This window comes from Phenylobacterium sp. (genome assembly GCF_037189685.1).
Classification (GTDB): Bacteria; Pseudomonadota; Alphaproteobacteria; order Caulobacterales; family Caulobacteraceae; genus Phenylobacterium.
Window position 1 is genome coordinate 1 of sequence record NZ_JBBCIT010000028.1, and the last position, 25,345, is coordinate 25,345.

Genomic DNA, 25,345 nt, shown 5'->3' on the forward strand with positions numbered 1-25,345 from the left:
GAGGGTGCGCGCGGCAGGGGAGGAACGCCGACGGGCAGCGTGGACGGGCGGCCGGCCGGGAAGCCGGCCGACCCGGTTTCAGAAGGCGTACTGGAAGCCCACGCCCACCGTGCGCGGGTCGTTGACGGAGGCGGGATAGAAGGCGCCCAGGGTGATGACGGCGCTGGTGTAGCGCTTGTCGGTCAGGTTCTTGCCGTATGCGTAGAACTCCCAGGCGTCCTTGTAGGTGAACGCCACGCGGGCATCGACCGTGTGCCAGCCGTCGTTGCCCACCCCGGATTCGTTGGCGGCCGTGTAGAACGACTTGGATTCCCGATAGTAGCGGACGTTGGCCTTCAGACCGAGGTCGCCGGTGAGCTCGGCCTCATAACGGCCATCGATGGAGAACTGCATGCGCGGCGAGCGGATCATCCGGTTGCCGGAGCGGTCGAGGCTCACCACGACGCCCACGAACCCGCGCTCGAACAGCATCTCATACTCGCCGTCCAGCAGCGAAAGGCTGCTGTCGATCGAGAAGCCGTTGCCGAGCAGGGCGGTCGACTCGAATTCGACGCCGTAGACCCGCGCGCTGCCGGCGTTGTTCACCTGTGCGTCGCCCACCGCCACCGTCTCGCGAACCTGCAGGCCCTTCACCGTTGTGTAGTAGGCCGTCGCGTTCAGGCGCAGCCGCCGATCAAGCAGCTCAGTCTTCACCCCGGCTTCGTAATTCCAGAGCTTCTCCGGATCCGCCCCGGGCGCCACCTGGCTAAACCGCGCCGGACCGGCCGAGTAGGCCCCGGCCCGGTAGCCGCGCGAGATGGTCGCGAACAGGAAGGCCGTGGGCGTCGCCTGATAGGTGAGGCCGACCTTCGGGATGAATGCCTTGTCGGTCCGGCGATCCTCGACGAAGGAGCGGCCGAGCGCGCCCAGGGCCGGCATGGTCACCGAGTAGTGCTTCTTGTCGATGTTGTAGCGGGCGCCCGCGATGAGCTTCAGCTGGTCGGAGACCGACCACTCGGCCTGGGCGAAGGCGGCGTAGGCCTTGGTGAAGCTGCGCGGTTGACTGAAGCCGGTCTGGCCGGCCGCCGTGAAGATACGGATGTCGACGTAGGAGCGATCCTGGAAGTAGTTCAGGCCGCTGGTGATCGTGACGGGCCCGGACACATAGTTCGCCTGGAACTCCTGGCTGAAGTCGGTGTTGCCGAGCGCGCTCAAGGTATGGACGAAGGGCGTCGCCAGCCCCTGGCCGTCGGTGTCGGCGTTCACCCGCCCGCGGTACCACCGCTTGCTGGTGATCGAGGTGAGCGTGAGATCGTCGCTGGCGATGTAGGCGCCGTGCAAGCTCACGCCATAGGATTTGCGGCGCGTGTAGATCTGGTCCTCGATCTCCGTGGCCACGACATCGGGATCGCCCATGCCCACGAAGACGCCGGCCGGATTCTTCAGGTTCTTGAATTGGTCGTCGGACTTCAGCAGCGAGTAGTCGCCGGCCAGGGTGACGCGGAACTGGTCGTTGTGCAGGACCACCTTGGCGCGGGTGGTCAGGTCGTCCTGCTCGCCCACCCGGTTGCCGGTGTTGGCGTTGCGGAAGTAGCCGCCGTGGCCCGACTTCACCGCCGAGAGGCTGGCGGCGAGCGTCTCCGAAAGCGGCCCGCCCAGGTAGCCTTTGACCTCGAACTTGTCGTGGGAGCCGTAGCTGGCGTTGATTTTGCCTTCGAACGCGTCCTCGGGAGAGCGCGTCAGGATGTTGATGGCGCCGGCGGTGGAGTTGCGGCCGTAGAGCGTGCCTTGCGGTCCCCGCAGCACCTCGATGCGTTCGACATCGGCGAAGTTGAAGAAGGCGGCGTCCGAGCGGGGCAGGAAGACCCCGTCGATGTAGACGCCGACCGCCTCCTCCGCGCCGATGACGACGTTGGGGCTGCTGACGCCGCGCAGCACGATCGAGTTGATGCCCCCGAAGTTCATGTTGCCGCCGATCATCAGGCCGGGCACCGACGCTTGCAGGTCGGCGACGCTCGTGATCCCGCGCGCCTCGAGGGCGCCCTCGCCGAGCGCGGTGACGGAGACCGGGGTCCGCTGCAGCGACTCGGACCGCTTCTGCGCGGTGACGACGATCTCCTCGAGCTGGGCGTCGGGCGCGCGCGCCTCCTGACCCCAGGCCGCGGAAGACAGACCCACGCCCACCATCGTGGCGGCGGAAAGAAATAGCGCCCTGCGCATGCCGCAGACCCTCCCCTGATGTCGATTTTCTTGTGCGCCGGCGGCTTGCCGCAACCGGATAATAGGATAGCGTTCTAGTTCTGCGTTCGCATATTGGCAAGAGGCAAAGTTCAGGGGCTGCGCGCAACGCCACCAGGGCGAGCGGCATCGATTTCCTCGCCTCACCCTCGCATATTTGTTGTTGTCTTCTAGAATATCATTCGTATTAGACAGAATGGAACCGTCGACAAGACGGCTGCGGGAGGGACGGACAATGACGGCGAAGATCAAGCTGGCCGCGATCGGCTGCTCCGGCCCGGTGGGGGACCTGCTCCTGCGCGACTTCCTGAACCGCGGGCTCGATCTGCGGATCCTGGCGCGGGACGCCGCGGGCGTTGCGCAGCGCTACCCGACTGCCGAGGTGGTGGGCGGCAGCCTGCTGAACCCGGCCGACGTCGCCGCCGTGGTGGCCGGCGCGGACACGGCGTTCGCGATCACACCGGCGGGGACGCGCAACGACGTCTCTTTGGAGGTCGCGGCGGCGGAAGCGATCATCGCCGGCGCGCGCCAGGGCGGCCTGAAGCACCTGATCTATCCGTCCGTGCTGAGCCCCGATCGGCTCAAGGGGCCGGCGATCCTCGACGCGAAGTACTATGTCGAGCGGCTGCTGGCGAAGAGCGGCCTGACGTGTACGGTCCTACGCTGCGGCGGCTTCCTGCAGGACATCCTGGGCAACCACGTCGACAAGATCGACCGCGGTCACTTCCCGTTCCCCTTCCCCGCGCACCGGCGCTTCACCTTCACCTCGCAGCCCGATGTCGCCCGCTACACCGTCGAGGCGCTGACGACCCGGCCGAACTACCTGGGCCGCACGATGGACTTCGTCGCGCCGGGCCCCTTCACGATCGGCGAGGTCTGCGAGGTGCTGGCCAAGGCGCGCGGCGCACCGGTGGGCCTGTTGGGTAAGTTCCCGGGTCACTACGGGCTACTCGCACGCCTGCCGCTGGACTGGCTGTCGAACCACAAGCGCTCGTCGTCCACGCCGCTGATCGACTGGTTCGTCGACAACGACTGCGTGGGCTCCGGCCCGACGGTGGCGGACCTCCACCCCGAGTTCCGGATGACGACGTTGCAGGAGTTTGTTCCCAGCCTCTGGGCGCGCTAGGCCGGCCTGATGATGTCGAAGAGCTCCCCTGGCGGGTCGCCGGACGACCCGTTCCGCCCCGAGGCGATCTCCGCCGAGACGCGGGCCGTCAACGCGGCGCTGGCGGCGAAGCTGGCCGCGGTCGTCCCGCCAGCCGATGTCGCCGCCATGCGCGCGGCCTATGCCGCGGGACACCTGAGCTTGCCGGTCTCGCCGCGCTCGCCGCGAGCGCGGACCCTGGCCATTCCCGGCCCTGCCGGCGACATCGGGCTTCGCATTTTGGCGCCGGAGCGGCCGCGCGGCGCCTATCTGCATCTCCACGGCGGGGGCTGGACCGCCGGGACCAACGACATGTGGGACGGGCCGCTGGAGCTCATCGGGCGCGAAGCGGGCCTCGTCGCGGTCAGCGTGGACTATCGCCTGGCGCCCGAGGCCCCCTTCCCGGCCGGCCTCGACGACGCCTTCGCGGCCGCCCAATGGCTGGTCCAGCGCGCCGAAGCCGAGTTCGGGGCGGCCTGGCTGGCGATCGGCGGGGAATCGGCCGGCGCGCACCTCGCGGCCTCGACCCTAGTCCGGATGCGCGACGCCGGCGTCGGCGGCGCATACCGGGCGGCCAACCTGATGTACGGCTGCTACGACCTGTCGCTCACGCCGAGCATGCGGCGGGCCCGCGACACGCTGATCCTGGACCGCGCCCGGGTCGAGGCGCTCGTGGCCGGGGTCGCAGGCCCCTTCGATCTGCGCGATCCGGCGATCTCGCCCCTCTACGCCGACCTGAGCGGACTGCCCACCGCGCTGTTCTCGGTGGGGACCCTGGATCCCCTGATCGACGACAGCCTCTTCATGCACGCGCGCTGGCGGGCGGCGGGCAACGCGGCCGAGCTCGCGGTCTTCCCGGGCGGCGTCCACGGCTTCCACATGCTGGAAGGTCAGCTGGCGCAGGCCGCCAACGCCGGTGTGGCGCGGTTCCTGGACGCGGCTCGGGGCGCTGGCGGCGCATAGGCCGCCAGCTCTCGCCCGCACGTCACACTCGGAAGGCTCGACATGCAGAAGACGATGGATGGACAGGTGGTCTGGGTGACCGGCGCGGGCTCGGGCATCGGCCAGGCGGCGGCCGTCGCGCTGGCGGGCGCCGGCGCGCGGGTGGCGCTGACGAGCCGCCGCCCGGAAGGCCTGCAGGAGACGGCCGCGCGCGTCGACGCGGCCGGCGGCAAATGCCGGGTGCTGCCGGCCGACGTCGCGGACGCGGCGCAGGTTGAGGCGGTCGCCGCCGAGGTCCTCAAAACGTTCGGCCGTTGCGACGTCCTCGTAAACAGCGCCGGCCTGAACATCCGCCAGCGCGCGTGGGATGCGGTCGACGCGCCGGGCTTCGACAGCGTGATCGCCGCCAATCTCAACGGCTGCTTCTACGCCTCGCGCGCGGTGCTGCCCGCGATGCGGGCGCAAGGTGGCGGCCTGATCATCCAGGTCTCCTCTTGGGGTGGTCGCTACGTCTCGCCCGTGACGGGGCCGGCCTATACGGCGGCCAAGGCCGGCTTGAACGTGCTGAGCGAGAGCCTCAACCAAGCGGAGGGCGCGCACGGGATCCGCTCTTGCTGCATCTGCCCCGGCGAGGTGGCCACGCCGATCCTGAAGAACCGGCCCGTTCCGGTGAGCGCGGAGGACCAGGCCCGAATGCTGCAGTCGGAGGATCTCGCCCACACCATCCTGTTCGTGGCCCAGATGCCGCCCAGCGTATGCGTGAACGAGATCCTCATCAGCCCCACCTGGAACCGCTCCTACCTCGCGATGACGAAGGGCTGAACCGAGCCGCGTAGGAGCGACGGTTGGGATCAGCGGCAAACTTGCGCCATGAGCGGAAGTTCAGATCGCACCGGAAAGCGGACATTGGAGCTGCGTGTCGACAGGGCGCTCCCAGCCGCACCGGGGTCTGCCCATGGTGCGGCGCAAGCGAGTCCGCGCCCACGCCGGAAGACAGCCTCAGCCCATCACAGCCCAGAGCCACAAGCTCGAGTGTTGACAACTTGGCCGCGTCCGCCACCTTCGCTCCCGACGGCCTTGCCGTCTGGGGTCGGGGGACGCCCGGTGGATGGTGCAGCGCGCAGGGGTGTCGCAAGCGAAGCAGCAGGGACTGCCTCGTGACCGGCGACCTGTTGCGCCGGCTGCTCGACACGCTGCTGCTGCCCCTCCTGACGAGCCTCATCGGCCTGCTTCTCGCTATCTGGGTCGCCATGGCGACGTACGGCGTCAATCCGCTCGATGGATTGAGCGGGGACGAACTCGACACCCTGGCGAACCTGGTCCAGACACTCTGGCCGATCGGGCTGCTCGTGAGCCTAGGCGTCGTCGTGGCCGCGATATCGGCGGCCTGGGGTATGCGGGTGGCCTGGCGGCGGTATCGGCGCCCCATCGGGTTCGACAATATTCTCGACACTCCGAGGCAGTTATAACGTTGACAAAGCACGTTGCGGGCATAAGATTGGATTCATTAGAGGAATCCTCCGATGACCGCCCAACTGCAGAACCCGATCTTCCACAACGAAGCCAAGGCCCGCGAGTGGCTTGAAGCCCGCGTGTGGAAGGATGGCCGGCACTGCCCGCACTGCGGCGCGGTCGAGGAACGCACCCGCAAGCTGGAGGGCGAAGCCCACCGCGCGGGCCTCTATCAGTGCAACGAATGCCGCCAGCAGTTCACGGCCACGGTCGGCACGCTGTTCGAACGTTCGAAGATTCCACTCACCAAGTGGCTCCTGGCGATGTTCCTGCTTTCGGCGTCCAAGAAGGGCATGAGCGCGCTCCAGCTCAGCCGCATGCTGGACGTCTCCTACAAGTCCACGTGGTTCATGATGCACCGCATCCGCGAGGCCATGAACGACAAGGGCACGGCGGGCCCGCTCGGTGGGCCGGGCCGCGTGGTCGAGGCCGACGAGACGTACATGGGCGGCAAGGAGAAGAACAAGCACGCCAACAAGCGCAACAGCCGCGACATGTTCGGCCGCAAGCAAGCCGTCCTGACGCTGGTGGAGCGCGACGGGAAGGCCCGCTCTTTCCACGTGCCGCGCGTGACCGCGCGCACCCTGCGTCCGATCATCGTGCAGACCGCGCACCGCGCCCCGCACCTCATGACTGACGGCGCCCGCATGTACCCCAAGGTGGGCCAAGAGTTCGCCGCTCACAGTGCCGTCGATCACGCCGCTGGGGAGTACGTCCGCGCGGGCTTCCACCACAGCAACACGGTCGAGAACTTCTTCTCGATCCTCAAGCGCGGCGTGTACGGCGTGTACCACCACGTGAGCGAAGCCCACCTCGCTCGCTACCTTGTCGAGTTCGACTTCCGCTACAACACGCGGGGCGTGACCGACATGGAGCGCACCCAGGCCGTGGCCGAAGGCATCGTCGGCAAGCGCCTTACCTATCGGCGGACTCGTGAAGCCGCGTACGCCTAGGCAGAAGGCCCGCCGCATCAAGCGCATGCGCTTGAAAGCAAAGCTGGAATCCGACTAGCCAGGGACTTCGGGCCGTCCTCAGCCCCATCACAGCACCGGGAAACCGGGGCCCACGCGCAAGCCGCTCGCATCTGGGCGGCGGACCCTCTCCGCCTCGCTGTGAAGGAGCACCCCATGCCCCAACGCATGGAACGACCGAAGACAGTGCATGTGCGGGCTTATGATGGCGTCCGCTTTCAGCGGAGGGAGCATGTTCGCTCCCACTGGCGATCTCAGCCCTACCAGATGCAACTGCCCTTCGATTAGGACTTGGCTTCGCAAATCTCGTCCTGGGGAGGACGGCCCGAACCCTCGTCATCCGCCTCCACCGGTACATGCCGGACGCGGCGGTTGAACAGCTTCTTCATCGCCTTGCGGGCGCCTGCCCGCCAGTTGACGCAACGCTTGTAGCGCGCTCAGCGCATCGTTCTCGGCTCCCGTCTTCATGGGCACGCCGAGACGCCGGTTGATGGACACCAGTCGCCTCCATGACCTGCTAGCCAGGTCTAGGCGGCTTCACCGGCTCTTTCGCTTGAACGACCTTGTCCACGGTCGCTTCGAACCGTTCCCAGGCATCGGGTTCGAGCTCGACGTCGGACGGCTTAGGTTTGCGCGTCTTGGCCTTGGGAGGGGCTTTCGCAGTCATGGATTCGCCCAGCAGCAAGTTCGAGTATCCCGACAACCTAGATATGAGCGGGCAGCTTGCATATGGCGTCGGGGTGCTGGTGATGCAGTGGGGCATCTGCGAGAGCGTATTCTACGGCATCCTCGACGCGCTTGCTGGCCAGTCAAATACCGGCATCGGCGTCGTCGTCTGGTTCTCCAGCCGCAACAACCGCGACCGAATAGATCTGATCGTTCACCTTTCGAAGGCGCGAGCCCTCTCGACCAAGACAGAGAGGGAGGTCGCAGCAGCCTGCAAACGGATGCGCTCCGTCACGAAAGTCCGCAACTTCTTCTGTCACGCCTACTACGAAGCCGATGCGCTGGGCGATGGGGCAATCAAGACCGTCCGTGGCTATAGCCTCACCGACGCCTACGAACCCCTGGCTGTCGACGCTCGACCCCTCACGAAGGGCTTACTCAACGAGATCGCATCGGCGATCCGCGAAACCGCGCGTCTCAACTACGACGCTTGGAAGCTCCTGCTTCAAATCCAGAAGGAGCTGAAAGTGCAGCACCCAGAGCTGCCCCCAGGGCTTCACGAATATCTAAGCAAGGCAGATCGCCCCTCTGATCCATGAACGGGCGGATCGCGGCCATCCCCGCCTCGATCATGCCGGGGGTAACTTCGATCTCAGTCAGAGCGCCAGCCTGTCGGCTCGAATCACCTGACATGCGGGCTGCTTTCTCAACGTTATAACTCCCGCCAGATGGATCCCGCACGCCTGAGCGGCGAGGCGCTCAGGCGATGGTACCTGCGGAGCCCCGGGGAGATTGAACGGGAGCGGCAGGTGCAGGCGGCGCGCCGGCACGCCGACTTCTTTGGCGACCTGAGGATCCTCGATCCGGAACCGGACGTCGGCGGCGCCTTCCGGCCGCTGCAGCGAGACCCGTCTTCGGACTTCGGAGGAAGTCTGCAGCCCGCGGCGGCTGACATCGACCCGGCTTACAGCTGGATCACGACGGCTCCGGGCCTCTGGCGACGTGTTGATCCTCAGGTTCCGGCAGGCGTGTCGCGGCCGGTTCCCCTGCCATCTCCGGCTCTCGGACCGCAGGACGAGTGGAGCCGACCCGTTCCGCTCCCGTCGCCGCACTCGCCGCAGGATGGCCTACGCGCGGTTCCGCTCCGACCGGCACCGCTGGATGGCCGTCCGGCCGGCATGGCAGAGCCAGTGTCGTTCAGACCAGACAGGGCTCTCGGTTCCTCACTTCAGCCCGCCGACGCGGTGAGCCAGCCAGCCACGCAGTTTGGAATGCAGCGGTCCCGCGCCTCGGATCGCAGCCACGCGGGCAGGCCGGACCCATCGCGTACCGAGGTGTTTCAACGCGGGCCGGACGGCAAACTGCACCCGATACCGGGCTGGCGCACGACCGGTCCGTTCGACTTCAAGATCTGGTCGGACAACATCGACTGGGGCGGCGTCGCGACCGACCTGACCGACATCACGACCGGTGCGATCGACTTCATGGCCGGCGGCGGCTTCGCAGGGTCGCTGGTGAAACACCTCGGGTACGAGATCGGCCCCTCCGTCGTGCGTGGCATGGTCCAGGGGCACCATGCCTGGGCGAAGTTCCTGGGAGGCCCCGCCAAGCAGGAGCTGGCGCGACTGCACCAGAGCCTGCACACGATGTTCCATCGCGACCTGGCTGCAGCGCTGAAGGAGGCTGGTTTTCCGCGCGTCGGCGGTCGCGGCGGTGGCATACCAAACTGGGCGGAATACTTCGCGAAGAACCCAGGAAAGCAGGATGAGGCGATAGCGATCCTGCAAAGGGTGACCCGGGAGTTCGACCGCAAGAATGGGATGAAGGTTTCGAAGTACCTAGACGAGGCTCTCGCGAAGGGTAAGCCTTCCGCCTCCCCTCCTTCCCAGTAGTCGAGCTTCGTCCTTTGACCCCTGCAGACCCGTCGGTTCACAGCTGGCTATGGTACGACATCGAGACAGCCGACTGTGTCTCGCTGGATCGAGGATCCTATGCCGAGACTATTTTCGACGGCAGGACCGTTCCGCTGCCGGAATGGGTCTGCAGGGCGCCCGATGGTGGCCTTCACAAGAATGCCGGCCTTCGCGGGCTGGACGTGGACGTCGCCGGGCCGCCAAGCGCCCATGACGAAGTCAGTTGGACGTGCGACTACGTGGTCCGCCTCATCGCGCACAGCTGGCTCGACGAGATTCGCGATCTCATTGACAGAGACCGGATCGGTCTGGGGGTACTTCGGCGGAACGGGGAGGTGATTCCAGGATGGTCGACGATTCACGAACGCCGGCCGCCCATCCTGCTGGCGACCGAGGGACACGTGAAGACCTGCCCCCTCTGCAACGATTCCTACACCGCTCTTCACGGACGAGAGTACTTTTCCGATCCGACGGTCATCGGCAGGCCGCTCATCGTCAACAGCAATGGGCTGTTCGTCCGCGAGGACATCGCTCGACGCCGAAACTTGCGAACCCCGCGTGGTGCATTTGAGCCGGGCGTGATCGCGTTCGAGCAGACGGCCGTCTGAGCGTCACCGTGGAGACCTGTTCGCCCAAGCCTGCCCCCACCGCCACCGAATTTTGATTTTTACATGGAAAATTGGCGCGGGGTGCGTTCTGCTCCCGCACTTGCGTCGGTTCGCTACCGCCCTGAGTCGGGGCGATTGGGTCCGAATCCATCGGTATGCCGTCCGGCCCCGGGAGGCGGTTCGGCGCCGACTAGATCTTCAGGTGTCGCCAGCGACCAGTCCGCGTTCAGCGCGACTTCGCGATGGCTGGTCTCTGGCGGCCAGTCGCGGGTATCGCCAGAGACCGCGCCGATGCGCGGCGCCACAGTGTCAGCGACGCGCTGCCTCCCTCCGAGTTTCTTTTGAATCGGATGCAATCGAGCCCAACTTGCGGCCCAACGCATGCCGCCCGATCGAACTTCAGACGAGCTGAACAATTGGGCGATCAGATGCGGGCGGTGCGTCAGGGTGCTGACGAACATGTGTGACCACGCGGTGTCGCTCTCACTCAGGGAGCCGGTCAGCCCTGCCACCTCCCGGAGCGCGATGGCGACGTCCTCCAGCGTGGCGGCCGGGTCGTCGGCCATATCCTTGACCTGTGCGAGTGTGAGTTTTGTCATCAGACATCTCTAATTTATTCGATGACAAATATTATCTCAAAGGGAAAATATACTCAAAATATTAAGTAATTTATAAATATATATAACCATATGTTATGACATCCTCGGTAGGATGTCGGATCCATGCCGCTTTCTGCGGGCGCCCAACTCGAAGAGATGCCCTGCGAGTGGGATCTGATAGCCGGCGATCGGGCCAAGAATTGTCCGTTGTCCGCCGCCGTTAAATCGAACTCGCTCGCGTCTCACCGGGCCGCCGCGGTCGAGACCGGTTCATCCCCGCGCAGGCAGGGGACACTAGCCCGGAACGGATGCGAGGTAGAACGAAAGCGGTTCATCCCCGCGCAGGCGGGGGACACCGCAGCGGCGGTCAGAAGGTGGCGCATGTTGTCGGTTCATCCCCGCGCAGGCGGGGGACACATCGTCCGCTTGAGCTGGCGGCGTACCGTCGCTTGGTTCATCCCCGCGCAGGCGGGGGACACTTCAGGCTCTTTATCGAGAGGTGGCGGCAAGGCGGTTCATCCCCGCGCAGGCGGGGGACACGCCACGAAGGGGCCGATCGGCACCGCGACGACCGGTTCATCCCCGCGCAGGCGGGGGACACCAACGGCGCGCCGCCTCGACCTCGGACAGTGGCGGTTCATCCCCGCGCAGGCGGGGGACACCCGAACCGGGCGTTTTCCGGCGCGACGTGGAGCGGTTCATCCCCGCGCAGGCGGGGGACACGCCATGATGGTCCACGAGCACCTGCCGGACGTCGGTTCATCCCCGCGCAGGCGGGGGACACCTGGACGAGGCGCCTATGAGCAGTCCCACGATCGGTTCATCCCCGCGCAGGCGGGGGACACTGGGTCACTGCCAGCAGGGCCTCGTCCACCGACGGTTCATCCCCGCGCAGGCGGGGGACACGTGTCGCCCTTCGTCCAGAAGCGCTCCAGGCCCGGTTCATCCCCGCGCAGGCGGGGGACACTATGTCCGGGGCGAAGTGGACGGCGAGGAAGGCGGTTCATCCCCGCGCAGGCGGGGGACACCTCTGCCCCGAGGGCGAGATCGGCCTCGGCCTCGGTTCATCCCCGCGCAGGCGGGGGACACGCCGCGACGCACCGGGCCGGCCGGGTGACCGGCGGTTCATCCCCGCGCAGGCGGGGGACACACGATGAGGCGGTCATAGAGCCGTCCCAAGCCCGGTTCATCCCGCGCAGGCGGGGGACACGCCGACCGCGAAAAGAGGCGTCATGGTCATCCCGGTTCATCCCCGCGCAGGCGGGGGACACATCGCGACCGACGCGCCCAGGACGTGGTTGAGCGGTTCATCCCCGCGCAGGCGGGGGACACTCTTCAGCACAAGCCCATGAAAACATATAGATTCACGATGTCAAAGATCGCACCAGCGTGTTCCCGAAACGTTCCCTCGCGGGCCAGTGGGTTACTCGGGTGCGGACGGAGGTAGAAATCTCACGAGCGTGAGGCCGTCGAAGTCGGCGGGTTCGCGACGGTTCTCACCGACGGCGTCAAAGGCGAAACCGGAGTCGGTGGTCGCGGTCCAGGCCATGACCGCGTTGCCCGGTCCGATCAACTCGCGGACTTCGGTCCAGATCCGTTCCCGCGTTCGCCGGGCGTAGACGCCGACATAGACCCCGGCCCGCACCTCGGCGAGCCAGAGCGAGAGCCGCCCGCGCAGGCGCGGCGGCGCATTCTCAACCACGATGACCATCATCGCCGGACGCCTGGGTTCGGGTAATGGCGGGCGGAACGGCCTCCGGCGCGTCTTCCGCGTCGTCCGGAGGCGCGAGACCACCGGCGCGCAGGATGGCCTCGATGTCGGGAATGATGCGTTCCAGCAGCTTCGAACTGCGAAAGGCTTCCCGACAGGCGATCCTCACCTGCCGTTCCGGCGGTCCCTCCCCCCGGCCCTTGGCCACCTGCGCGGCCGTGGCGAAGGCGACGGGCGCCACCGTCTCGAACTTGTAGATGTCGGCGATGTCGTAGACGAAACTCTGGGGCTTGCCGCGATGAAGGAAACCTATGGCCGGCGCGTATCCCGCCGCCAGGATCGCGGCCTCGGACAGACCGTATAGACACGCCGTGGCCGCCGAGAGGCAGCGATTGGGGATATCCGCCGCATCCCATTGCTGCACCTCGTAGCGCCGCGCCCTCCAGGGCACGCCATGCAGACTGGCCAGACGCTTGTAGAGCTCGCGCACGCGCACGCCTTCGATGCCCCGTAGCTGATCGACCGACCGGCGAGCCGGCGCCCGCTCGCCCACGAGACGACGGTACATCTCCCGCACGACGTTCAGGCGCGCCGTCTCGTCCAGGGCCGTGCGCGCCTGGAACAGCAGACGGTCGGCGCGCGCACCGCCCGGCTGGCCCGCGGAGTAGAGTCTGACCCCGCCCTCTCCGACCCAGATCAGCAGGCAACCCACCTGGGCGCAGAGCATGACCGCCGCGTGGCTGACGCGTGTGCCCGGCTCCAGCATCAGGCAGGCGAGGCCGCCGACGGGGATCTGCACGCGCACGCCATGCTGATCGACCAGGACAAAAGCCCCGTCGATAACGTCGAGTTGGCCGTACTGGAGGAAGACGATCGCCGAGCGGTCCTTCAGCGGGATGGGCCGCAAGGGGATGTACGGCGGCTCGGCCATCGCTCAGCCGGCGGGCTTCAGCAACAGCAGGCCCAGGCCGTAGGCCTTGCCCGGCCCGACACCCGCGGTGAGCGCCGCCGTCAGCCGCGCGGGGTCGCGAACACTGAGCCGGCCCTCGAAGTCTGCGACCTGCATCCGCGCTCTGGGCGCCGTGGCCGGCTTCGGCGTCAGCGTGTCGTCGCGCATCATGCCGCATCGTTCCCGGTCGAACGCGACGCCCAGGCGATCCTCGCGGGCGAACAGCCACTCCAGCGCCACGGCCTGGCGTTCGCAGGCCGAAAGCGGGCCGCCTTTGCGCTTCTTGGCGTGAATGAACACATCCCGGCGCAGGCTGCGCGCGCGCCCGGGTTGCGACAGCGCCACGGTCGGCTGGGCGCGCAGCATGAAGGCGAAATCGTCGCCGGCGGAAATCCGCGGGGCGTAGGGCTTGGAGGTCATCGTCCAGACTTCGGGCAGGCCCGCCGGCGGGCGCGCCGACACCACGATGAACCGGCCCGGCGCGATCTCGCGGTACAGGAAGTCGCGCGTCGCGTCGGGATCGTCCGCGAACAGGTTCCAGACCAGGTTGTGGCCCGCCGACCCCGAGCCCTGGACGAGACAGGCCGCGAGTTGCCGCGCCTGCGGCGTGTCGCGCCGAAGTTCGGCATGGGTGATCCAGGTCATGTAACAATATCCGCCAGGGGATCGGGCAGGGGATCGGGCGCGAGGTCGAGACGCCCCTCCGAACGGTTGCCGAAACGGCGGCGCAGGCGGTCGCCCGGCGCATCGCGGCGCTCGCGGATGTGGCGCGCGGCGGCGTCCTCTTCGGCGAGGCCGGCGCCCAGCTCGAACCAGACCTCCGTCGCCGGTCCGGGAGGCTGTGCGCCTTCGACCTTCGGACGCTGTGCGTCATAGGCCTCGAACGCTGCGGCGAGCCCCGTAGCCTCCACGACCTCGGGCCACGCGGCCTCGCCCATGGGGCAAGACTTGCGCCCGAGAAAGGGCGCGAACGCCGGCCGCCGGATCGCCGCCGCCAGGGCTTCCAGACCTGGGCCTGCTTCCCCTGTCCGCCACAGCGCGACGGTGGCGCAGGCCTCGATGCGATAGATGCGCTCCGACAGGACGGTGTTGAGGTTCTCCCCCGGCCCCAGTTCCTCGCGACGCGTGGTCCAGACGCCGCCCCGGCGCGCCTTGGGGGCCTGGGCCGTATGGTAGTCGCGCAGCGGCCGGCCAGGCGCGTCGACACGCACCGCGAAGCCCAGTCCGGCGGCCAGCTCCGCCTGGGCCTCGGCGTCGTCGCGCCGCAAGCCCAGGGCGCCGGCGACGAAACCGAGGACACCCGACTTCGACGGCTCCCCCCAGACGTCGCGCCGCTCGCCCACGGCGATCCGGCCGAACGCCGCCATCGGGCCTGACAGGCGAAAGATGAGGAAGGCGCGCTCCGGCACGGCGATCATCCGGCGTATAGGGCGCGGGCCGCAGCGATCAGGTCGGCCAGCGAGCCCTTGCCGGCCGCGACATCCAGTTCCTGGGTCGCGAACGCCTCGCCATAGGCCTGGGCGTATCCCGCTCTGAGGCTGCCGAGACGTTCGATCGAGGCTGCCTGCGGGTCGGCTTCGCCGCGACGCGCGCCGACCGGGTGCTGGAAGGCCGCAGCCAGGCTGCGCGGCGCGTCCTCGCCGATCTCCTGCAGCACGTAGAGGGCCTTGGCGCGGCTTGCGAAGGCGTTCTGCTTTCCGGTCGGGCCGACGGTGCATGCCGCCCGGATCAGGGCCTCGATGGTGTCCGCCGCCAGCGACCGCTCTCCCGACAGGTTGGCGAGCAACAGGTCGGCGTCGATGCACACGTAGAGGTAGAACAGCCCGGCCCCGTAGTACTGTACACCGATGAAGCCCGCGCCGGCGTCGATATCCGGGTCCTTCAGGTCATCGACGGCGGTGTAGTAATCGTCCTCCACCGCCACCCGGTGGGTAGTGAAGGCGTGCGCCACCTGTACGGCGGCCTCCACATTGTGGCGCGTGTTGTCGGCCAGCATCCGGCCGAACATGGCGATGTCGGCCGCGCGCGGCTTTTCAGACAGCACCGGCGGCCCCTTCAGGGACGGATCGGCCACCAATTCATCGACCAGCGCCGCGATGCGCGCCAGTTCGTCCGGCCCGAGATGAACGAGTTGCTCGGTCTGGGCTTCTCCCTTGAGTTTGCCGAGCTTGTTGTCGGTGACAACGACGCCGGCGCGCGCCACGGCGTCCTCGCGAGACAGGCCGCGCGCTTCCAGCCCTGCGATCAACTCACCCATGAACCGCTGAGACCGGCTGCCGATGGCCCCCGCCAGCGTCGTGGCGAAGGCCTCCGACTCGCGGAAGGCGCGCTTCAGGCTCTGGGACGAGATGCGCAGGCGCTCGGCGCCGCCGAACGTCAGGGTCTTGGGCCGCCCCGTGTCGTCCCGGTTCAGGTTGGCGGCGCCGTAGGCCGTGAGGATATGGAGCTGGACGAAACGGGTCATGGCGGGTCGTCTCCGGTTGCGCCGGCCGGCCCCGCCGGCGGCTCCCTGGTGGGCGGTTCCTTGGTCGGCGGGCCGCCCGGGTGGATGTGGTAGTAGTCGCGCGCCCAGGCGCTGCGGACCGAACGCCGACTCCGCCACAGGAAGATCGAGGCGCCCAGGTCGCCGACGTCGGCGCCGCCTTCCAGAAGGTCGCCGAGCCGGCAGGCCTGGTCGAACAGGTCGCCGGTGGTCTCGACGCGCAGCAGCGTCAGGAAACGGCCCTCGCTCATCCGGCGTTCCTCGACCTTCGCGCCGCCCAGGGCCCGAGCCACGGGTCCCGACGCCCGCTCGCGGACGCGAACGACCGCCGCCGCCGCCGCGACCAGCTCCTCCACCCTCTCGTCCTCGAAGCGCCCGAGACTCCGCAGCGGCTCGACCGCCGCGCAAAGGTCGCGGAACGCCGGCTCGCACAGCGCCGCCAGGACATCCGGCGGGCGACCATCGACCGTCGCCACCCTGTCGATCCGGCGCAGCCTGGCCAGCGCGGCGCGATCGGGACCACGGGCGTCCTTGGGATTCCGGAGCTGCTCCCACCAGAGCCAGAAGGTCCTCGCGAGGTCGCGCCGGAGGGTCCAGTCCGGGGTCTCGCTCATGCCCGTCTCCGGTCCAGGGGCGCGATCTTCATCGTCTTGGTCTCCAGGCTCGCGAGGTCGCGCCACAACTGCCACTGGGCCATCAGGAGCCGTCGGGGCTCGGCGTCGCCCAAGGCGTCCACGTCGACCGTCTCGGCGAAGATCCTCCCGCAGGCGGCCCGCAGCACACCGGCCCAGCCGAGCAGGAGGTCCGAAGTCTCGGCGCCCGAAGCGTGCAGACGCGCCTCCAAATCCCGCAGGAGGCGCTCGAACGCACCCTGCGTCTCGCGCCAGAGCCTGTCGTAGGACTCCGGCAACGAGTCGAGCGGCAGGCCCTCTGGTAGGTTGTAGACCTCGCCGCGCCGCTGGCCGTAGATCGCCAGCTTGGCCGCCCGGCGAAGCGCCTTTGCCGCGGCGTCGGCCGCCTCGACGGCCTTGGTGACGGCCGCCTCCAGCGCCGGCGCGCTCACATCCACCCACGGGAGCCTCGCCTCGACCCACTGGCGGGCCTTCATGTTGTCCATGTCGTAGCCGAAGGCGTGCATCTCCATGCGGAGATCGTCGCTCAGCTCACGCGACCGGGCCGCCCACGCGACGGTCACGGCCGCCGGCGCCCCGCCGAACCCCCACCAGGCCGTCCAGTCGCCATAGTTCGACGCCCCGGATCGGGGATGGATCGGCAGTTTCCCCGACTTCGGGTCCTCACGATACGGCGAGAGCGGGTGCTCCCAGCCGAGATAGTTCGCGCCGTAGTTCTGCGTCCGGTACCCGACGACCCGGCGCTCGCCTCTCTGATCCTCGAAGACCAAGCGGATGCGGCGGGGACAGGCGAAGAAGACCAGCGCCGGGTGGCGGCCTTCGGGCGTCACCGGCAGGTCCGACTTGCCGGACGTCAGGGTCGGGCGAAGCCACGGCAAGGCGTCGCGGGCCTCGCCGACGTCTCCGTCGGGCGGGACATTGGCCCAGATCCGATCCCAGAGGGTGGAGGTCCGCAGCGGCCCCGGGCGCACGGGCGCGACCAGGGTGGTCAGCGGCCCCCCGCCCCGCATAGAGGTCCGGTGCCCGGCCCCGCCCGACGGGGCGTAGGTCTGGAGGGTGATCAGCGCGGCGGCGGCCTCGGCCAGCCCGAGGCTCGGATTGGCCCCGCGCTTCACGAAAAGGTCGGCGTTGTTCTTCAGGGTGTTCTCGCCGGGGGCGTCGATCAGCAGGCCGTCGGGGGCCTTCACATCCTGGTCCGCCAGGGGATCGAGGTCCTGGAAGGCACGCGGGCCTTCACCGTCGAGACCGAACCACGGGACGAGTGGCGAAAGGGCCCGGTCCAGGTCGTCAACGCCAAGCGGCGTTTCGAAGAGGTCCGCCCAGGCGTAGACGTCCCTCGGCGGCATCGCGAGGAACGTCAGGCCGATTAGCCATTCGGTGACGGCGCCGTTCCAGTCCGGCCGCGAAAAGTCGAGGGCGAGGATCGGGTCGTCGGCGAAGCCGTCCGCCACCTCAGCAGGCGCGATGATCTGCCGCGCGCCCGACGCCCGCCGGACCGGCAGCCACTTGCTCGCGACCAGGTTGAAGGACACGCGAACACCCTCCCAGAGACAGGGAGCGCCGAGTCGGCGCGCTCGCCAAGGTCAAGCTTGGCGTAGGTCAAGGTTGGCTCGGGACACTCAGACTAGCGGCTAGGCTCAGGACTCATTGATCCAGAAGATCATGATGGCGGCGATGGTGATTGAGGCCATGAAGGTGTGGGCGCATCGGTCGTAGCGAGTGGCGATGCGGCGCCAGTCCTTGAGCCTGGCGAAGAAGTTCTCGATCCTGTGGCGATGTCGGTAGATGGCTGGATCGTGGGGGATGGGGAGCTTGCGGCTGCAGCTTGAGGGGATGCAGGCGGCTGTTCCCCGGGCGGCGAGGGCGTCGCGGAAGGCGCGGCTGCGTAGCCGCGGTCCCCGATGAGGATGTGGACTCACGGTAGGGCGTCGAGCATGAGGGCCGCACCTCTGTGGTCGCTCATCTGGCCTTCGGTGTGCAGCTTGGAGTTCAGGCCGCCCGTGGTCCGCCCGATACGGCGGGGAACATCCCCTTTTTGAGCAAGGACGCCGCCGTGCGATGCGCTTTCAGATGCGTGCTGTCGATCATGATGCCGTCCGGTTCGCCCGCCTGACCCGCCAGGGCCGCGAAGATGCGGTCGAACACTCTCAGGCGGCTCCAGCGCACGAACCGATTATACAGCGTCTTGTGCGGCCCATAGGCAGAAGGCGCGTCGCACCAGCGAAGCCCGTTGCGGATCACGAACACGATCCCCGGCAGCACCCGCCGATCATCCACTCGGGGGACCCCGTGCGCCAACGGAAAGAACGGCTCGATCACCGCCATCCGCCTGTCCGACAACCACAAAAGATCGCTCATCAACCTCTCCTGATCCCAACCTGGAATCAGAAGACCGCCAACTGCGCAAACCATTTAATAGGTCCTGAGCCTGGCGATTAGAGCCTTCCGTGACGTTGCCCGTGCCGGCGGGGCACGGCGTCCTACAGGCTAGAAAGGCGGTTCATTCCTCGGAGCAGAGAGAACGCCGCACACAACCCCTACGCCTTCTCCACCTGAAGGCCGGCCTCGCGCGAGTAGGCCGCCGCCCTCGCCTGCCCGTCCTGACCCGAGACCATCGCCCGCCACACGCCCGCCTCGGACTCCGCTTCCAGCAGCAGGACGCCCGGCGCCTCGTAGCGTTCGGGCCAACCCGCGACCAAAGTCTCGACCGCAGCCGCGGCCTGCGGCGTCGGGGGCTCGGCCGTGACGAACAGGCGGGCCGGAACCTGGATCTCGGAGCGCCGCCAGGCGTGCGGCCCGCCCTCGCACCAGGGCGTGATACGACCCTCGACCCAGCGCGCGAGGCGGAAGGTATGGCTGGGGTCGGCCAGCCGGGTCGGCGTCCGGTCCTCGGGCTCCCATCGCCCGCCCTGCCGGTCGAAGCGGTCGGGCTTCAGGAGGTTGAGGTCGGCGATGGCCCGGTGGGCGAGGCGGTCGCCTGCGGCCTTGTCCGCGGTGGGCTCCAGGCTCTCCGGTGAGGCCGGGGGATCTTCCCCGAAAACCGCCTCGATCAGATCGCGCGGCGATTTGGTGGCGAGCCGCAGGCCGTCGGTCTCGAGCAGCCGCAGGGTCCGCCAGAGCTGGCTGGCGTCCGGATAGACCCGGCTGGCCTTGGGAAGGACCCGCTCGTACCAACTCCGGTCGGCGTCGTCCGCGGCCGGCGGCCCCACCACCCACAGTTCCGGCCCAGGGCGGGCGGGTCGGTGAACGTGCCGATGCAGCCGCCCAGCCCGCTGGATCAGGAGATCCATCGGACAGAGGTCGGTGGCCATATAGTCCAGGTCTAGATCGAGCGATTGCTCGACGACTTGTGTGGCCACCAGGATGCGTCCCGCCCGATCCGCCGGGGCGCTCGACTTGCCGAACGCCGCCAGAACTCTCCGCTCGATCGCTTCGCGATCGCCCAGCGTGAAGCGCGAGTGGAAGAGATCGACCCTCACGCCCTCAGGCGCCATGGCGCGCAGCCGGCCGAACGTCTCCATCGCATCGGTCACCGTGTTGCGCACATAGACGCCGCAGGCGCCCGTCGGCGCCCGGGCGAGCAACTCCGCCTCCACGTCCTCGGGCGTGTCGAACCGCCGGACGGGCAGGTCGCGCCGCCCGCCGCGCGGGGCCGCCTGAAGGGGCTGCTCCGAGACCGCGCCGCCGGAAACGCGGGTGACCAGCGGGTAGGCCGCCTCCAGGACCGCCTCCGCGCACGACCTGTCGTAGATGCCGGCGAGCCGACGCCGCTGCGCCCGCGTGAGGGTGGCGGACAGCACGATCGCCGAGCCGCCGTGCCGGGCGTGGAAGTCCAGCAGTCTTTCGACCGCCCTCGCCTCGTAGGGCGCGTAGGCATGGACCTCGTCGATCACCAGAACGCGTCGGCACAGAGCCGCAAGACGCAGGCTCTGATGGCGCACGGGCAGGACGGACAGCAGCGCCTGATCCACGGTGCCGACACCGACTTCGGCCAAGAATGTCTTCTTCCGGTCGTCGGCGACGAAGGCCGCGCAGGCGGCCTCGGCGCTGATGTCCTGACCATCGAGGCCCGCCGGACGATCCGGCCCGTAGAGGCTGTCGCCGGCGCGACCGATTGAGGCCTGGAAGCCGGCGTGCAGGTCGCGCGCGCTGTGCGCCAGCGCGAGGGAAGGCTCGGAGCCCTCGGCGAACAGCCGACGGTAGGCATGCTCGAGACGGCCGTAGAGCGCGTTGGATGTGGCCACGGTCGGCAGGGCCCAATAGAGCCCCTCGCCCGCACCGGCCCGCATCAGCCGATGCGCGAGCAGCAACGCCGCCTCGGTCTTCCCCGCGCCCGTGAAGTCCTCGAGGATGTAGAGGTGCGGGCCGGTGTCCGGTGCTTCGGCGGCTGCCCACGCCTGAAGCGGCGTTGCAATGGACGGCGTCTGCAGGAGCACGTCGAGATCGAGGCCCGTCGCAACGGCGGCCTCCGCCAGGCCGGCTTCGCTGACGGCCTTCCGCGCCCTCGCCTGCGCTAGATCCCAGTAAGCCGCGAGGTCCAGAACCGGGTCCGCGTAGGGAAACCACGCCTCCTGGTTCGACCCTATCCAGTCGGCGAGGACTACGAGGCCAGCGACCAGCCATTCACCCCCTCGAGCGCGCGAGTCATCTGGCTGACCGATCAGGTCGAGGATCGTGTCGGCAAACGCAAAGGCGTCGCTCCGGGACGCCTCAGACATGGCGTCGTCCAGGGCGATGGCCTGAGTGGGAACCCTGGGATCGCGCACCGGAGCCCCGTGGTGGGCGAAGGCCGCCAGCAACCAGGTCTGTAGCCGCCTCGGCCGGCCGCTCCACTGGTCCAGCATGGCCGCCCCGACGTCGCCGTGACCGTCCAGGCTTCGTTTCTGGGCCAAGTCCGGCTGGAGCGCCTCCCGCACTTCGGGGACCTTCTGCTGGAAGTTGTCCGCGAACTTGCCCAGGTCGTGAAGCGCCGCGACCACCACCAGTCTCAGACGCGCCTCTTCCCGCGCCAGGGACCCACTGGCCGCGGCGACCGCTTCCAGCCAAGCCGGCCGCGCCGCCAGCATGGCGAGCATGCAGGCCGCGACGTCGAGACTATGGTAGGCGAGCGGATGCCATCGCGGACCGAAGGCCGGGATCGGCCGTGCCTTGCCCCAGTAATCCGTCAGCCAGCGCAAGATAGTCCGCCCACACACCCGAGGCGGACTGTCACCGCACCGCCCTCTCCCCAAACCCAGGAGACCCTACACACTCGATCGCGTCAACGAGGCCGGCTGGCGGCGAACTCCGGCGGTCCAACGACCCGCGCCGCCTAGATGTCTGGTCCCGGAACGAGGTGATGCGGATCGATCTTGAGAATTGATCGGTCCTTGGTCCAAGGATGATAAGGTTTGCTTAGCTGACGTCAGCACCGTGCTTTCGGCGCCTTGGGTCCCATCGGCGCATCGGAGGTCGTCTTCCGCTTGCGCCATTTGGCCACCGTCTTGGGATACAGGCGTAACGGGCGCGCCCGGCCGATAGCCCGCGGTCGTCAAACAAGATGCGCGTCGCTCGAGGAAAATGAGAAATCGATGAGCGTCATTCTGTGGCCATCGCCGTTGACACCTGTCAGCCTGAGATGTCGCCAAGTCGTGCCCAAGCAATAAACCGCGGCCGGCCCCGTATCCTTCGGAATGTAGAGAGATGCCTCCAAGCCGCCGCCAGGCAGCTCACCGGTTCGATCAAAAAGGTCACCGATGATCGGAGGCGAATGCCGGCTGAGGCGCCACTCTTCGAGTTGGTCCAGCCAGACACGTATCCGGCGATCGGCCAGCAACGGCGGCGCTGTTACCCGTCCCTCGATATCGATCATTCTGGAGTAGATAAGGCCACCCTGGAAGCGGTGGTCCTTCGGAACTGACGGTGGGCAAGGCATAATGCCTAGCCCACCGTCACTTCGCCGCAACTCGATGATAAAATCTTGTCGTTCCTCAGTCAGCATCCGCCCAGGCTTTTAGATTTGGATGGATGTGGACGTAGAAAGAATAGGCGAGAATTCTCGCCGCGCACAGATCGTCATCGCTCGTTTGAATCTGGATGTACTTCCAAGTTGAGGCCAGGGAAGTGATCGAGGGCGCGACTGCGTCCTCCGGGAGCATAAGGGTCGCCTGAAAGTCAAAGTCAGAGCCGTCGAGTGCCGCCTTGACCTCTCCCACCTGATGAAGCCCGCTGCGCCCAAAGCGGACTTTCGGACCAAATGGCGACAGGATCACTTCCATCGTCTTGCCGCGCAACTCGCGGGGCGGACGTACTCGACCTCGGACTAAGAGGTCGCGGCCATAGTTCAGTCCCGGCAACCTAGCCTTTGGCTCAGGCGCCATGGGGTCGCTCATCCAAAGGCGCAATTCCAATCCCAGGCAAGAATATCGATCATCAGCCGGCGATCAAAGAAGCCGGCATCTGAAGGGGTTGTTGGGCGAGCTACGTCAGACACACTCATTTTGTACGTACTTTGTTCTCCCCCAAGCAAGCCTCCTCGCGTACGGACCGCCGCTGAGCCAGCAACTCCTCGACGTCCCGGATGCTCAGCGTGAACCGGAAATAAAGCCACACCGCCTAGCGGATCACGTCCGCCGGGAACCGGTGACGCTTGAACGAGATCGGCTGCATCGACGTGGCTCCCGAAAAGGCCTCTTGGGCCCAGACCGGAGACAGCTTGCCCTTAGATTGTCAGCACCCTCCGCTTCAACGGCTCAGTAGGAAGCCCGTGGCGCCGGTCAGGATTCCTGGTCCGACCACGGATCCCGGGGCATGCCCAGAACGCGCTCGGCGATCTTGTTGCGATGGACTTCGCTCGTGCCGCCGCCGACGGTGGCCGCCCGCGCGCCCAGGAAGTTCCTGCTCGCGCGCTCGTCGTACAGCCCGGCCGCACCCTGGAGGTCGAGGGCCAGCTCGTAGATGCGCCGTTCTTCCTCCTGGCCGAACAGCTTCATGATCGAACCCTCGGCGCCCGGGTCCTGCCCCTCCACCACCTTGGTGATGTTGCGCAGGCCGTGCAGGCGGAGCAGTTGGGTGTTCGTCCAGGCCTGCGCGGCGCGCCGGCGCAACGACACGTCCCTCAGCCCGGTCTGCCCCTCGCGCTCCGCGAGCTTCCTTACGAGGCTCTCGACGAAATAGGTCTGGCGAAGCTGGCTGCCGAGGAAGTTGGTCATATGCTCGTGCGAGAGCGTTGTCCGGGTCACCTGCCAGCCCTGGTCGATCTGGCCCACGACGTTGGCCATAGGGACTCGCACGTCGTCGAGGAAGACGTCGTTGAACTCCGCCGGTCCGCTCATCCGACGGATCGGCCGGATGGTCACGCCGGGCGAGCCCAGGGGCACGAGCACGCAGCTGATCCCCGCGTGCTTCGGGGTCAGCGGCCCGGTCCTCACGAGGGTGTAGAGGTAGTCCGAGAAGTGGGCCGAGGTCGTCCACGTCTTCTGGCCGCTGATCACGATCTCGTCGCCATCGACCACGCCGCGCGTACGCAGCGACGCGAGGTCCGATCCCGAGCCCGGCTCGGAGAAGCCTGTGGCCCAGAGTATGTCGGCGCGGCGGGTAGCCTCCAGGAACCGCGTCCGCTGGTCGTCGCTGCCGTGGGCGATCAGCGTGGGTCCGACCTGGCTGAGGCCTCGGTTGCCGACCAGCGGCGGCAAGCCCCGGGCCGCCAGTTCGCTGTGATAGAGCACCTGCTGCACGAAGGTCGCGCCGCGTCCGTTGTGGGCCTTCGGCCAATGGATGCCGACCCAGCCGGCTTCCGCCATCTGCGCCTGCCATGCGCGGCGCGCAGGGACGCCGCCGGTCTGCACCTCGCGCAGACGCTCCGGCGTGGCGTTCTCGTCCAGCCAGGCCTGCAGCGCCTGCAGGAACTGTCGGTCCGCAGGCTCCAGCCGCAGGCCGGCGTCGGCGCTCACCCGCCCTCGCCCTTTCTCCGGCGGTCGCTCCATGAGGTCCGCGGCGAGCGCGTCGAGGTGGGCGTCCGAGGACCCGAGCGCGAGCTGGCAGAACTTCGCGCGCCGCAGCAGCAGGTGCAGGTCGTGCTCCCAGGTGTTACCGATGGCGCCGTGGATCTGCACCGCCTCGCACGCCACCGCCGTGCCCGCCGCGCTCGCGACGGATTTGGCCAGACGGGCCGAGCGGACGTCGGGCAGGCCGTTCTGCTGGGACGCCACCGCGGCCACGACGCCGGAGCGCGCGCCCTCGACCGCGATCAGCCCGTCGGAGAGCTTGTGCTTGATGGCCTGGAAACGGCCGATCGGCTGGCCGAATTGCTTGCGCTCGCGGGCGTAGTCGGTCGAGAGCCCCAGCGCCGCGGAGGCCACGCCGGACGCCTCGGCAGCCAGCAGCGTCCAGGCAAGCGGTAGTACGCCCTGCGGCGGCAAGCCGGACACGGCCTGAGCGGGCGCGTCCCGGAAGGTGATCGCGGCGATCGGGCGGGTGAAGTCGATGGATCGCAGTGCGACGCGCTCGACGCCGGGGCCGGTGGCGTCCACGGCCCACCATCGCCCGTCCACCGGCACGAGAAGCACGTCGGCGACACCCCCGTCGAGCAGGTCGGCGACCATGCCGGTCAGGCGCGCCTGGCCGTCCGGGCTCTGGACGACCAGCCCCTCCGGAAGCCCACGGCTCGCCGAGAGGCAGGCCAGGATCAGGCGCTGGCCGGCGGCAAGCTCTCCCATGAGCGGGCTCGCGGCCGGCCCCTCGCCCGCCGCCAGCACGTGGGCGGCCACGAAGCCGGTGACCACGGGGACCGGCGCGACCATCTCAGCCAGCGACGCTGCGACGACCGTCTCGTCTTCGAGGCTGCCCCCCGACCCGCCGAGTTGCTCGGGCGCAGAGACCGCCGTCAGGCCCAGCTCGCCCAGCTTGCGCCAAAGCGCCCTGTCGACGGGCTCCCCGCCCTCGGCGCACCCGCGCGCGGCCGCCCGGTCGGGAACCAGGCGCCTGAGGCTCCGGACGATCTCTTCCTGTTCGGGCGTCAA

The 25,345-nt window shown here is 68.1% G+C and carries 23 protein-coding genes, 2 pseudogenes and 1 CRISPR repeat array; of the genes and pseudogenes, 8 read left to right on the forward strand and 17 right to left on the reverse strand.

Annotated elements, in window-relative coordinates; all coding sequences use genetic code 11:
• Positions 1-78: 78 nt before the first annotated feature.
• Positions 79-2,199: a TonB-dependent receptor gene (locus WG212_RS15780; protein ID WP_337188068.1), complete on the reverse strand. Its 2,121-nt coding sequence runs from the start codon at positions 2,197-2,199 to the stop codon at positions 79-81.
• A 253-nt stretch (positions 2,200-2,452) separates the two neighbouring features.
• Between WG212_RS15780 and WG212_RS15785 the strand changes: the two genes are divergently transcribed.
• The 8 genes from WG212_RS15785 to WG212_RS15820 all read left to right on the forward strand — a co-directional run bounded on the left by WG212_RS15785 (position 2,453) and on the right by WG212_RS15820 (position 9,973).
• Positions 2,453-3,343, forward strand: coding sequence for an NAD(P)H-binding protein (locus WG212_RS15785; RefSeq protein ID WP_337188069.1), 891 nt, complete (start codon positions 2,453-2,455; stop codon positions 3,341-3,343).
• Between the two features lie 9 nt (positions 3,344-3,352).
• Positions 3,353-4,324: an alpha/beta hydrolase gene (locus WG212_RS15790; protein WP_337188070.1), complete on the forward strand. Its 972-nt coding sequence runs from the start codon at positions 3,353-3,355 to the stop codon at positions 4,322-4,324.
• Between the two features lie 42 nt (positions 4,325-4,366).
• On the forward strand, positions 4,367-5,125 hold the full coding sequence (locus WG212_RS15795; RefSeq protein ID WP_337188071.1) for an SDR family NAD(P)-dependent oxidoreductase: 759 nt from the start codon (positions 4,367-4,369) through the stop codon (positions 5,123-5,125).
• 335 nt (positions 5,126-5,460) lie between these two features.
• Positions 5,461-5,772 (forward strand): hypothetical protein, encoded by a 312-nt coding sequence (locus tag WG212_RS15800; RefSeq protein ID WP_337188072.1) that lies wholly within the window; start codon positions 5,461-5,463, stop codon positions 5,770-5,772.
• A gap of 54 nt (positions 5,773-5,826) precedes the next feature.
• Positions 5,827-6,768 (forward strand): IS1595 family transposase, encoded by a 942-nt coding sequence (locus WG212_RS15805; protein WP_337188073.1) that lies wholly within the window; start codon positions 5,827-5,829, stop codon positions 6,766-6,768.
• A 683-nt stretch (positions 6,769-7,451) separates the two neighbouring features.
• Complete coding sequence (locus WG212_RS15810) at positions 7,452-8,051, forward strand: hypothetical protein (RefSeq protein ID WP_337188074.1); 600 nt, start codon at positions 7,452-7,454, stop codon at positions 8,049-8,051.
• 129 nt (positions 8,052-8,180) lie between these two features.
• Positions 8,181-9,344: a hypothetical protein gene (locus tag WG212_RS15815; RefSeq protein ID WP_337188075.1), complete on the forward strand. Its 1,164-nt coding sequence runs from the start codon at positions 8,181-8,183 to the stop codon at positions 9,342-9,344.
• Positions 9,345-9,358: 14 nt separating this feature from the next.
• Positions 9,359-9,973 carry a hypothetical protein gene (locus WG212_RS15820; RefSeq protein ID WP_337188076.1) on the forward strand — a complete coding sequence of 205 codons (615 nt, stop codon included), beginning with the start codon at positions 9,359-9,361 and terminating at the stop codon, positions 9,971-9,973.
• Positions 9,974-10,086: 113 nt separating this feature from the next.
• On the opposite strand, the gene WG212_RS15825 is transcribed toward WG212_RS15820, so the two are convergent.
• The 16 genes and pseudogenes from WG212_RS15825 to WG212_RS15900 all read right to left on the reverse strand — a co-directional run bounded on the left by WG212_RS15825 (position 10,087) and on the right by WG212_RS15900 (position 25,345).
• Positions 10,087-10,572, reverse strand: a complete 486-nt coding sequence (locus tag WG212_RS15825) for a hypothetical protein (protein WP_337188077.1) — start codon at positions 10,570-10,572, stop codon at positions 10,087-10,089.
• Positions 10,573-10,838: 266 nt separating this feature from the next.
• Positions 10,839-11,904: a CRISPR direct-repeat array (repeat unit 29 nt; unit sequence CGGTTCATCCCCGCGCAGGCGGGGGACAC).
• Between the two features lie 91 nt (positions 11,905-11,995).
• Positions 11,996-12,286 (reverse strand): type I-E CRISPR-associated endoribonuclease Cas2e, encoded by a 291-nt coding sequence (gene cas2e / locus WG212_RS15830; RefSeq protein ID WP_337188078.1) that lies wholly within the window; start codon positions 12,284-12,286, stop codon positions 11,996-11,998.
• The gene (gene cas1e, locus WG212_RS15835) at positions 12,267-13,214 is read right to left on the reverse strand and encodes a type I-E CRISPR-associated endonuclease Cas1e (protein ID WP_337188079.1); all 948 of its coding nucleotides are present in this window, start codon (positions 13,212-13,214) and stop codon (positions 12,267-12,269) included. Before cas1e ends, cas2e begins: the two co-directional genes overlap by 20 nt.
• Before the next feature lie 3 nt (positions 13,215-13,217).
• Positions 13,218-13,877: a type I-E CRISPR-associated protein Cas6/Cse3/CasE gene (gene cas6e / locus WG212_RS15840; protein ID WP_337188080.1), complete on the reverse strand. Its 660-nt coding sequence runs from the start codon at positions 13,875-13,877 to the stop codon at positions 13,218-13,220.
• Positions 13,874-14,641: a type I-E CRISPR-associated protein Cas5/CasD gene (gene cas5e, locus WG212_RS15845; RefSeq protein ID WP_337188081.1), complete on the reverse strand. Its 768-nt coding sequence runs from the start codon at positions 14,639-14,641 to the stop codon at positions 13,874-13,876. Before cas5e ends, cas6e begins: the two co-directional genes overlap by 4 nt.
• A gap of 5 nt (positions 14,642-14,646) precedes the next feature.
• Complete coding sequence (gene cas7e / locus WG212_RS15850) at positions 14,647-15,696, reverse strand: type I-E CRISPR-associated protein Cas7/Cse4/CasC (RefSeq protein ID WP_337188082.1); 1,050 nt, start codon at positions 15,694-15,696, stop codon at positions 14,647-14,649.
• Positions 15,693-16,328 carry a type I-E CRISPR-associated protein Cse2/CasB gene (gene casB, locus WG212_RS15855; RefSeq protein WP_337188083.1) on the reverse strand — a complete coding sequence of 212 codons (636 nt, stop codon included), beginning with the start codon at positions 16,326-16,328 and terminating at the stop codon, positions 15,693-15,695. Before casB ends, cas7e begins: the two co-directional genes overlap by 4 nt.
• A complete protein-coding gene (casA, locus tag WG212_RS15860) occupies positions 16,325-17,878 on the reverse strand; it encodes a type I-E CRISPR-associated protein Cse1/CasA (RefSeq protein ID WP_337188084.1) in 1,554 nt (517 codons plus the stop codon). The genes casB and casA overlap by 4 nt, the downstream gene beginning before the upstream one ends.
• Before the next feature lie 105 nt (positions 17,879-17,983).
• Positions 17,984-18,265: a transposase gene (locus WG212_RS15865; protein ID WP_337188085.1), complete on the reverse strand. Its 282-nt coding sequence runs from the start codon at positions 18,263-18,265 to the stop codon at positions 17,984-17,986.
• 70 nt (positions 18,266-18,335) lie between these two features.
• Complete coding sequence (locus WG212_RS15870) at positions 18,336-18,704, reverse strand: transposase (RefSeq protein ID WP_337188086.1); 369 nt, start codon at positions 18,702-18,704, stop codon at positions 18,336-18,338.
• Between the two features lie 179 nt (positions 18,705-18,883).
• Complete coding sequence (gene cas3, locus WG212_RS15875) at positions 18,884-21,523, reverse strand: CRISPR-associated helicase Cas3' (protein WP_337188087.1); 2,640 nt, start codon at positions 21,521-21,523, stop codon at positions 18,884-18,886.
• A gap of 219 nt (positions 21,524-21,742) precedes the next feature.
• Positions 21,743-21,840, reverse strand: a pseudogene (locus WG212_RS15880) (IS481 family transposase); the annotation flags it as partial.
• 36 nt (positions 21,841-21,876) lie between these two features.
• Complete coding sequence (locus WG212_RS15885; RefSeq protein WP_337188088.1) at positions 21,877-22,197, reverse strand: hypothetical protein; 321 nt, start codon at positions 22,195-22,197, stop codon at positions 21,877-21,879.
• A 118-nt stretch (positions 22,198-22,315) separates the two neighbouring features.
• Positions 22,316-22,717, reverse strand: coding sequence for a hypothetical protein (locus WG212_RS15890; protein ID WP_337188089.1), 402 nt, complete (start codon positions 22,715-22,717; stop codon positions 22,316-22,318).
• A 157-nt stretch (positions 22,718-22,874) separates the two neighbouring features.
• Positions 22,875-22,994 (reverse strand): annotated as a pseudogene (locus WG212_RS15895) (IS6 family transposase); the annotation flags it as partial.
• Positions 22,995-23,101: 107 nt separating this feature from the next.
• Positions 23,102-25,345: an acyl-CoA dehydrogenase gene (locus WG212_RS15900; RefSeq protein WP_337188090.1), complete on the reverse strand. Its 2,244-nt coding sequence runs from the start codon at positions 25,343-25,345 to the stop codon at positions 23,102-23,104.

Excerpts from the sequence above, each read along its gene's own strand:
- WG212_RS15780 (WP_337188068.1), bottom strand. The coding sequence starts at position 2,199 with ATGCGCAGGGCGCTATTTCTTTCCGCCGCCACGATGGTGGGCGTGGGT.
- WG212_RS15785 (WP_337188069.1), top strand. The coding sequence starts at position 2,453 with ATGACGGCGAAGATCAAGCTGGCCGCGATCGGCTGCTCCGGCCCGGTG.
- WG212_RS15790 (WP_337188070.1), top strand. The coding sequence starts at position 3,353 with ATGATGTCGAAGAGCTCCCCTGGCGGGTCGCCGGACGACCCGTTCCGC.
- WG212_RS15795 (WP_337188071.1), top strand. The coding sequence starts at position 4,367 with ATGCAGAAGACGATGGATGGACAGGTGGTCTGGGTGACCGGCGCGGGC.
- WG212_RS15805 (WP_337188073.1), top strand. The coding sequence starts at position 5,827 with ATGACCGCCCAACTGCAGAACCCGATCTTCCACAACGAAGCCAAGGCC.
- WG212_RS15810 (WP_337188074.1), top strand. The coding sequence starts at position 7,452 with ATGGATTCGCCCAGCAGCAAGTTCGAGTATCCCGACAACCTAGATATG.
- WG212_RS15815 (WP_337188075.1), top strand. The coding sequence starts at position 8,181 with ATGGATCCCGCACGCCTGAGCGGCGAGGCGCTCAGGCGATGGTACCTG.
- WG212_RS15825 (WP_337188077.1), bottom strand. The coding sequence starts at position 10,572 with ATGACAAAACTCACACTCGCACAGGTCAAGGATATGGCCGACGACCCG.
- cas2e (WP_337188078.1), bottom strand. The coding sequence starts at position 12,286 with ATGATGGTCATCGTGGTTGAGAATGCGCCGCCGCGCCTGCGCGGGCGG.
- cas1e (WP_337188079.1), bottom strand. The coding sequence starts at position 13,214 with ATGGCCGAGCCGCCGTACATCCCCTTGCGGCCCATCCCGCTGAAGGAC.
- cas6e (WP_337188080.1), bottom strand. The coding sequence starts at position 13,877 with ATGACCTGGATCACCCATGCCGAACTTCGGCGCGACACGCCGCAGGCG.
- cas7e (WP_337188082.1), bottom strand. The coding sequence starts at position 15,696 with ATGACCCGTTTCGTCCAGCTCCATATCCTCACGGCCTACGGCGCCGCC.
- casB (WP_337188083.1), bottom strand. The coding sequence starts at position 16,328 with ATGAGCGAGACCCCGGACTGGACCCTCCGGCGCGACCTCGCGAGGACC.
- WG212_RS15870 (WP_337188086.1), bottom strand. The coding sequence starts at position 18,704 with ATGAGCGATCTTTTGTGGTTGTCGGACAGGCGGATGGCGGTGATCGAG.
- WG212_RS15885 (WP_337188088.1), bottom strand. The coding sequence starts at position 22,197 with ATGATCGATATCGAGGGACGGGTAACAGCGCCGCCGTTGCTGGCCGAT.
- WG212_RS15890 (WP_337188089.1), bottom strand. The coding sequence starts at position 22,717 with ATGAGCGACCCCATGGCGCCTGAGCCAAAGGCTAGGTTGCCGGGACTG.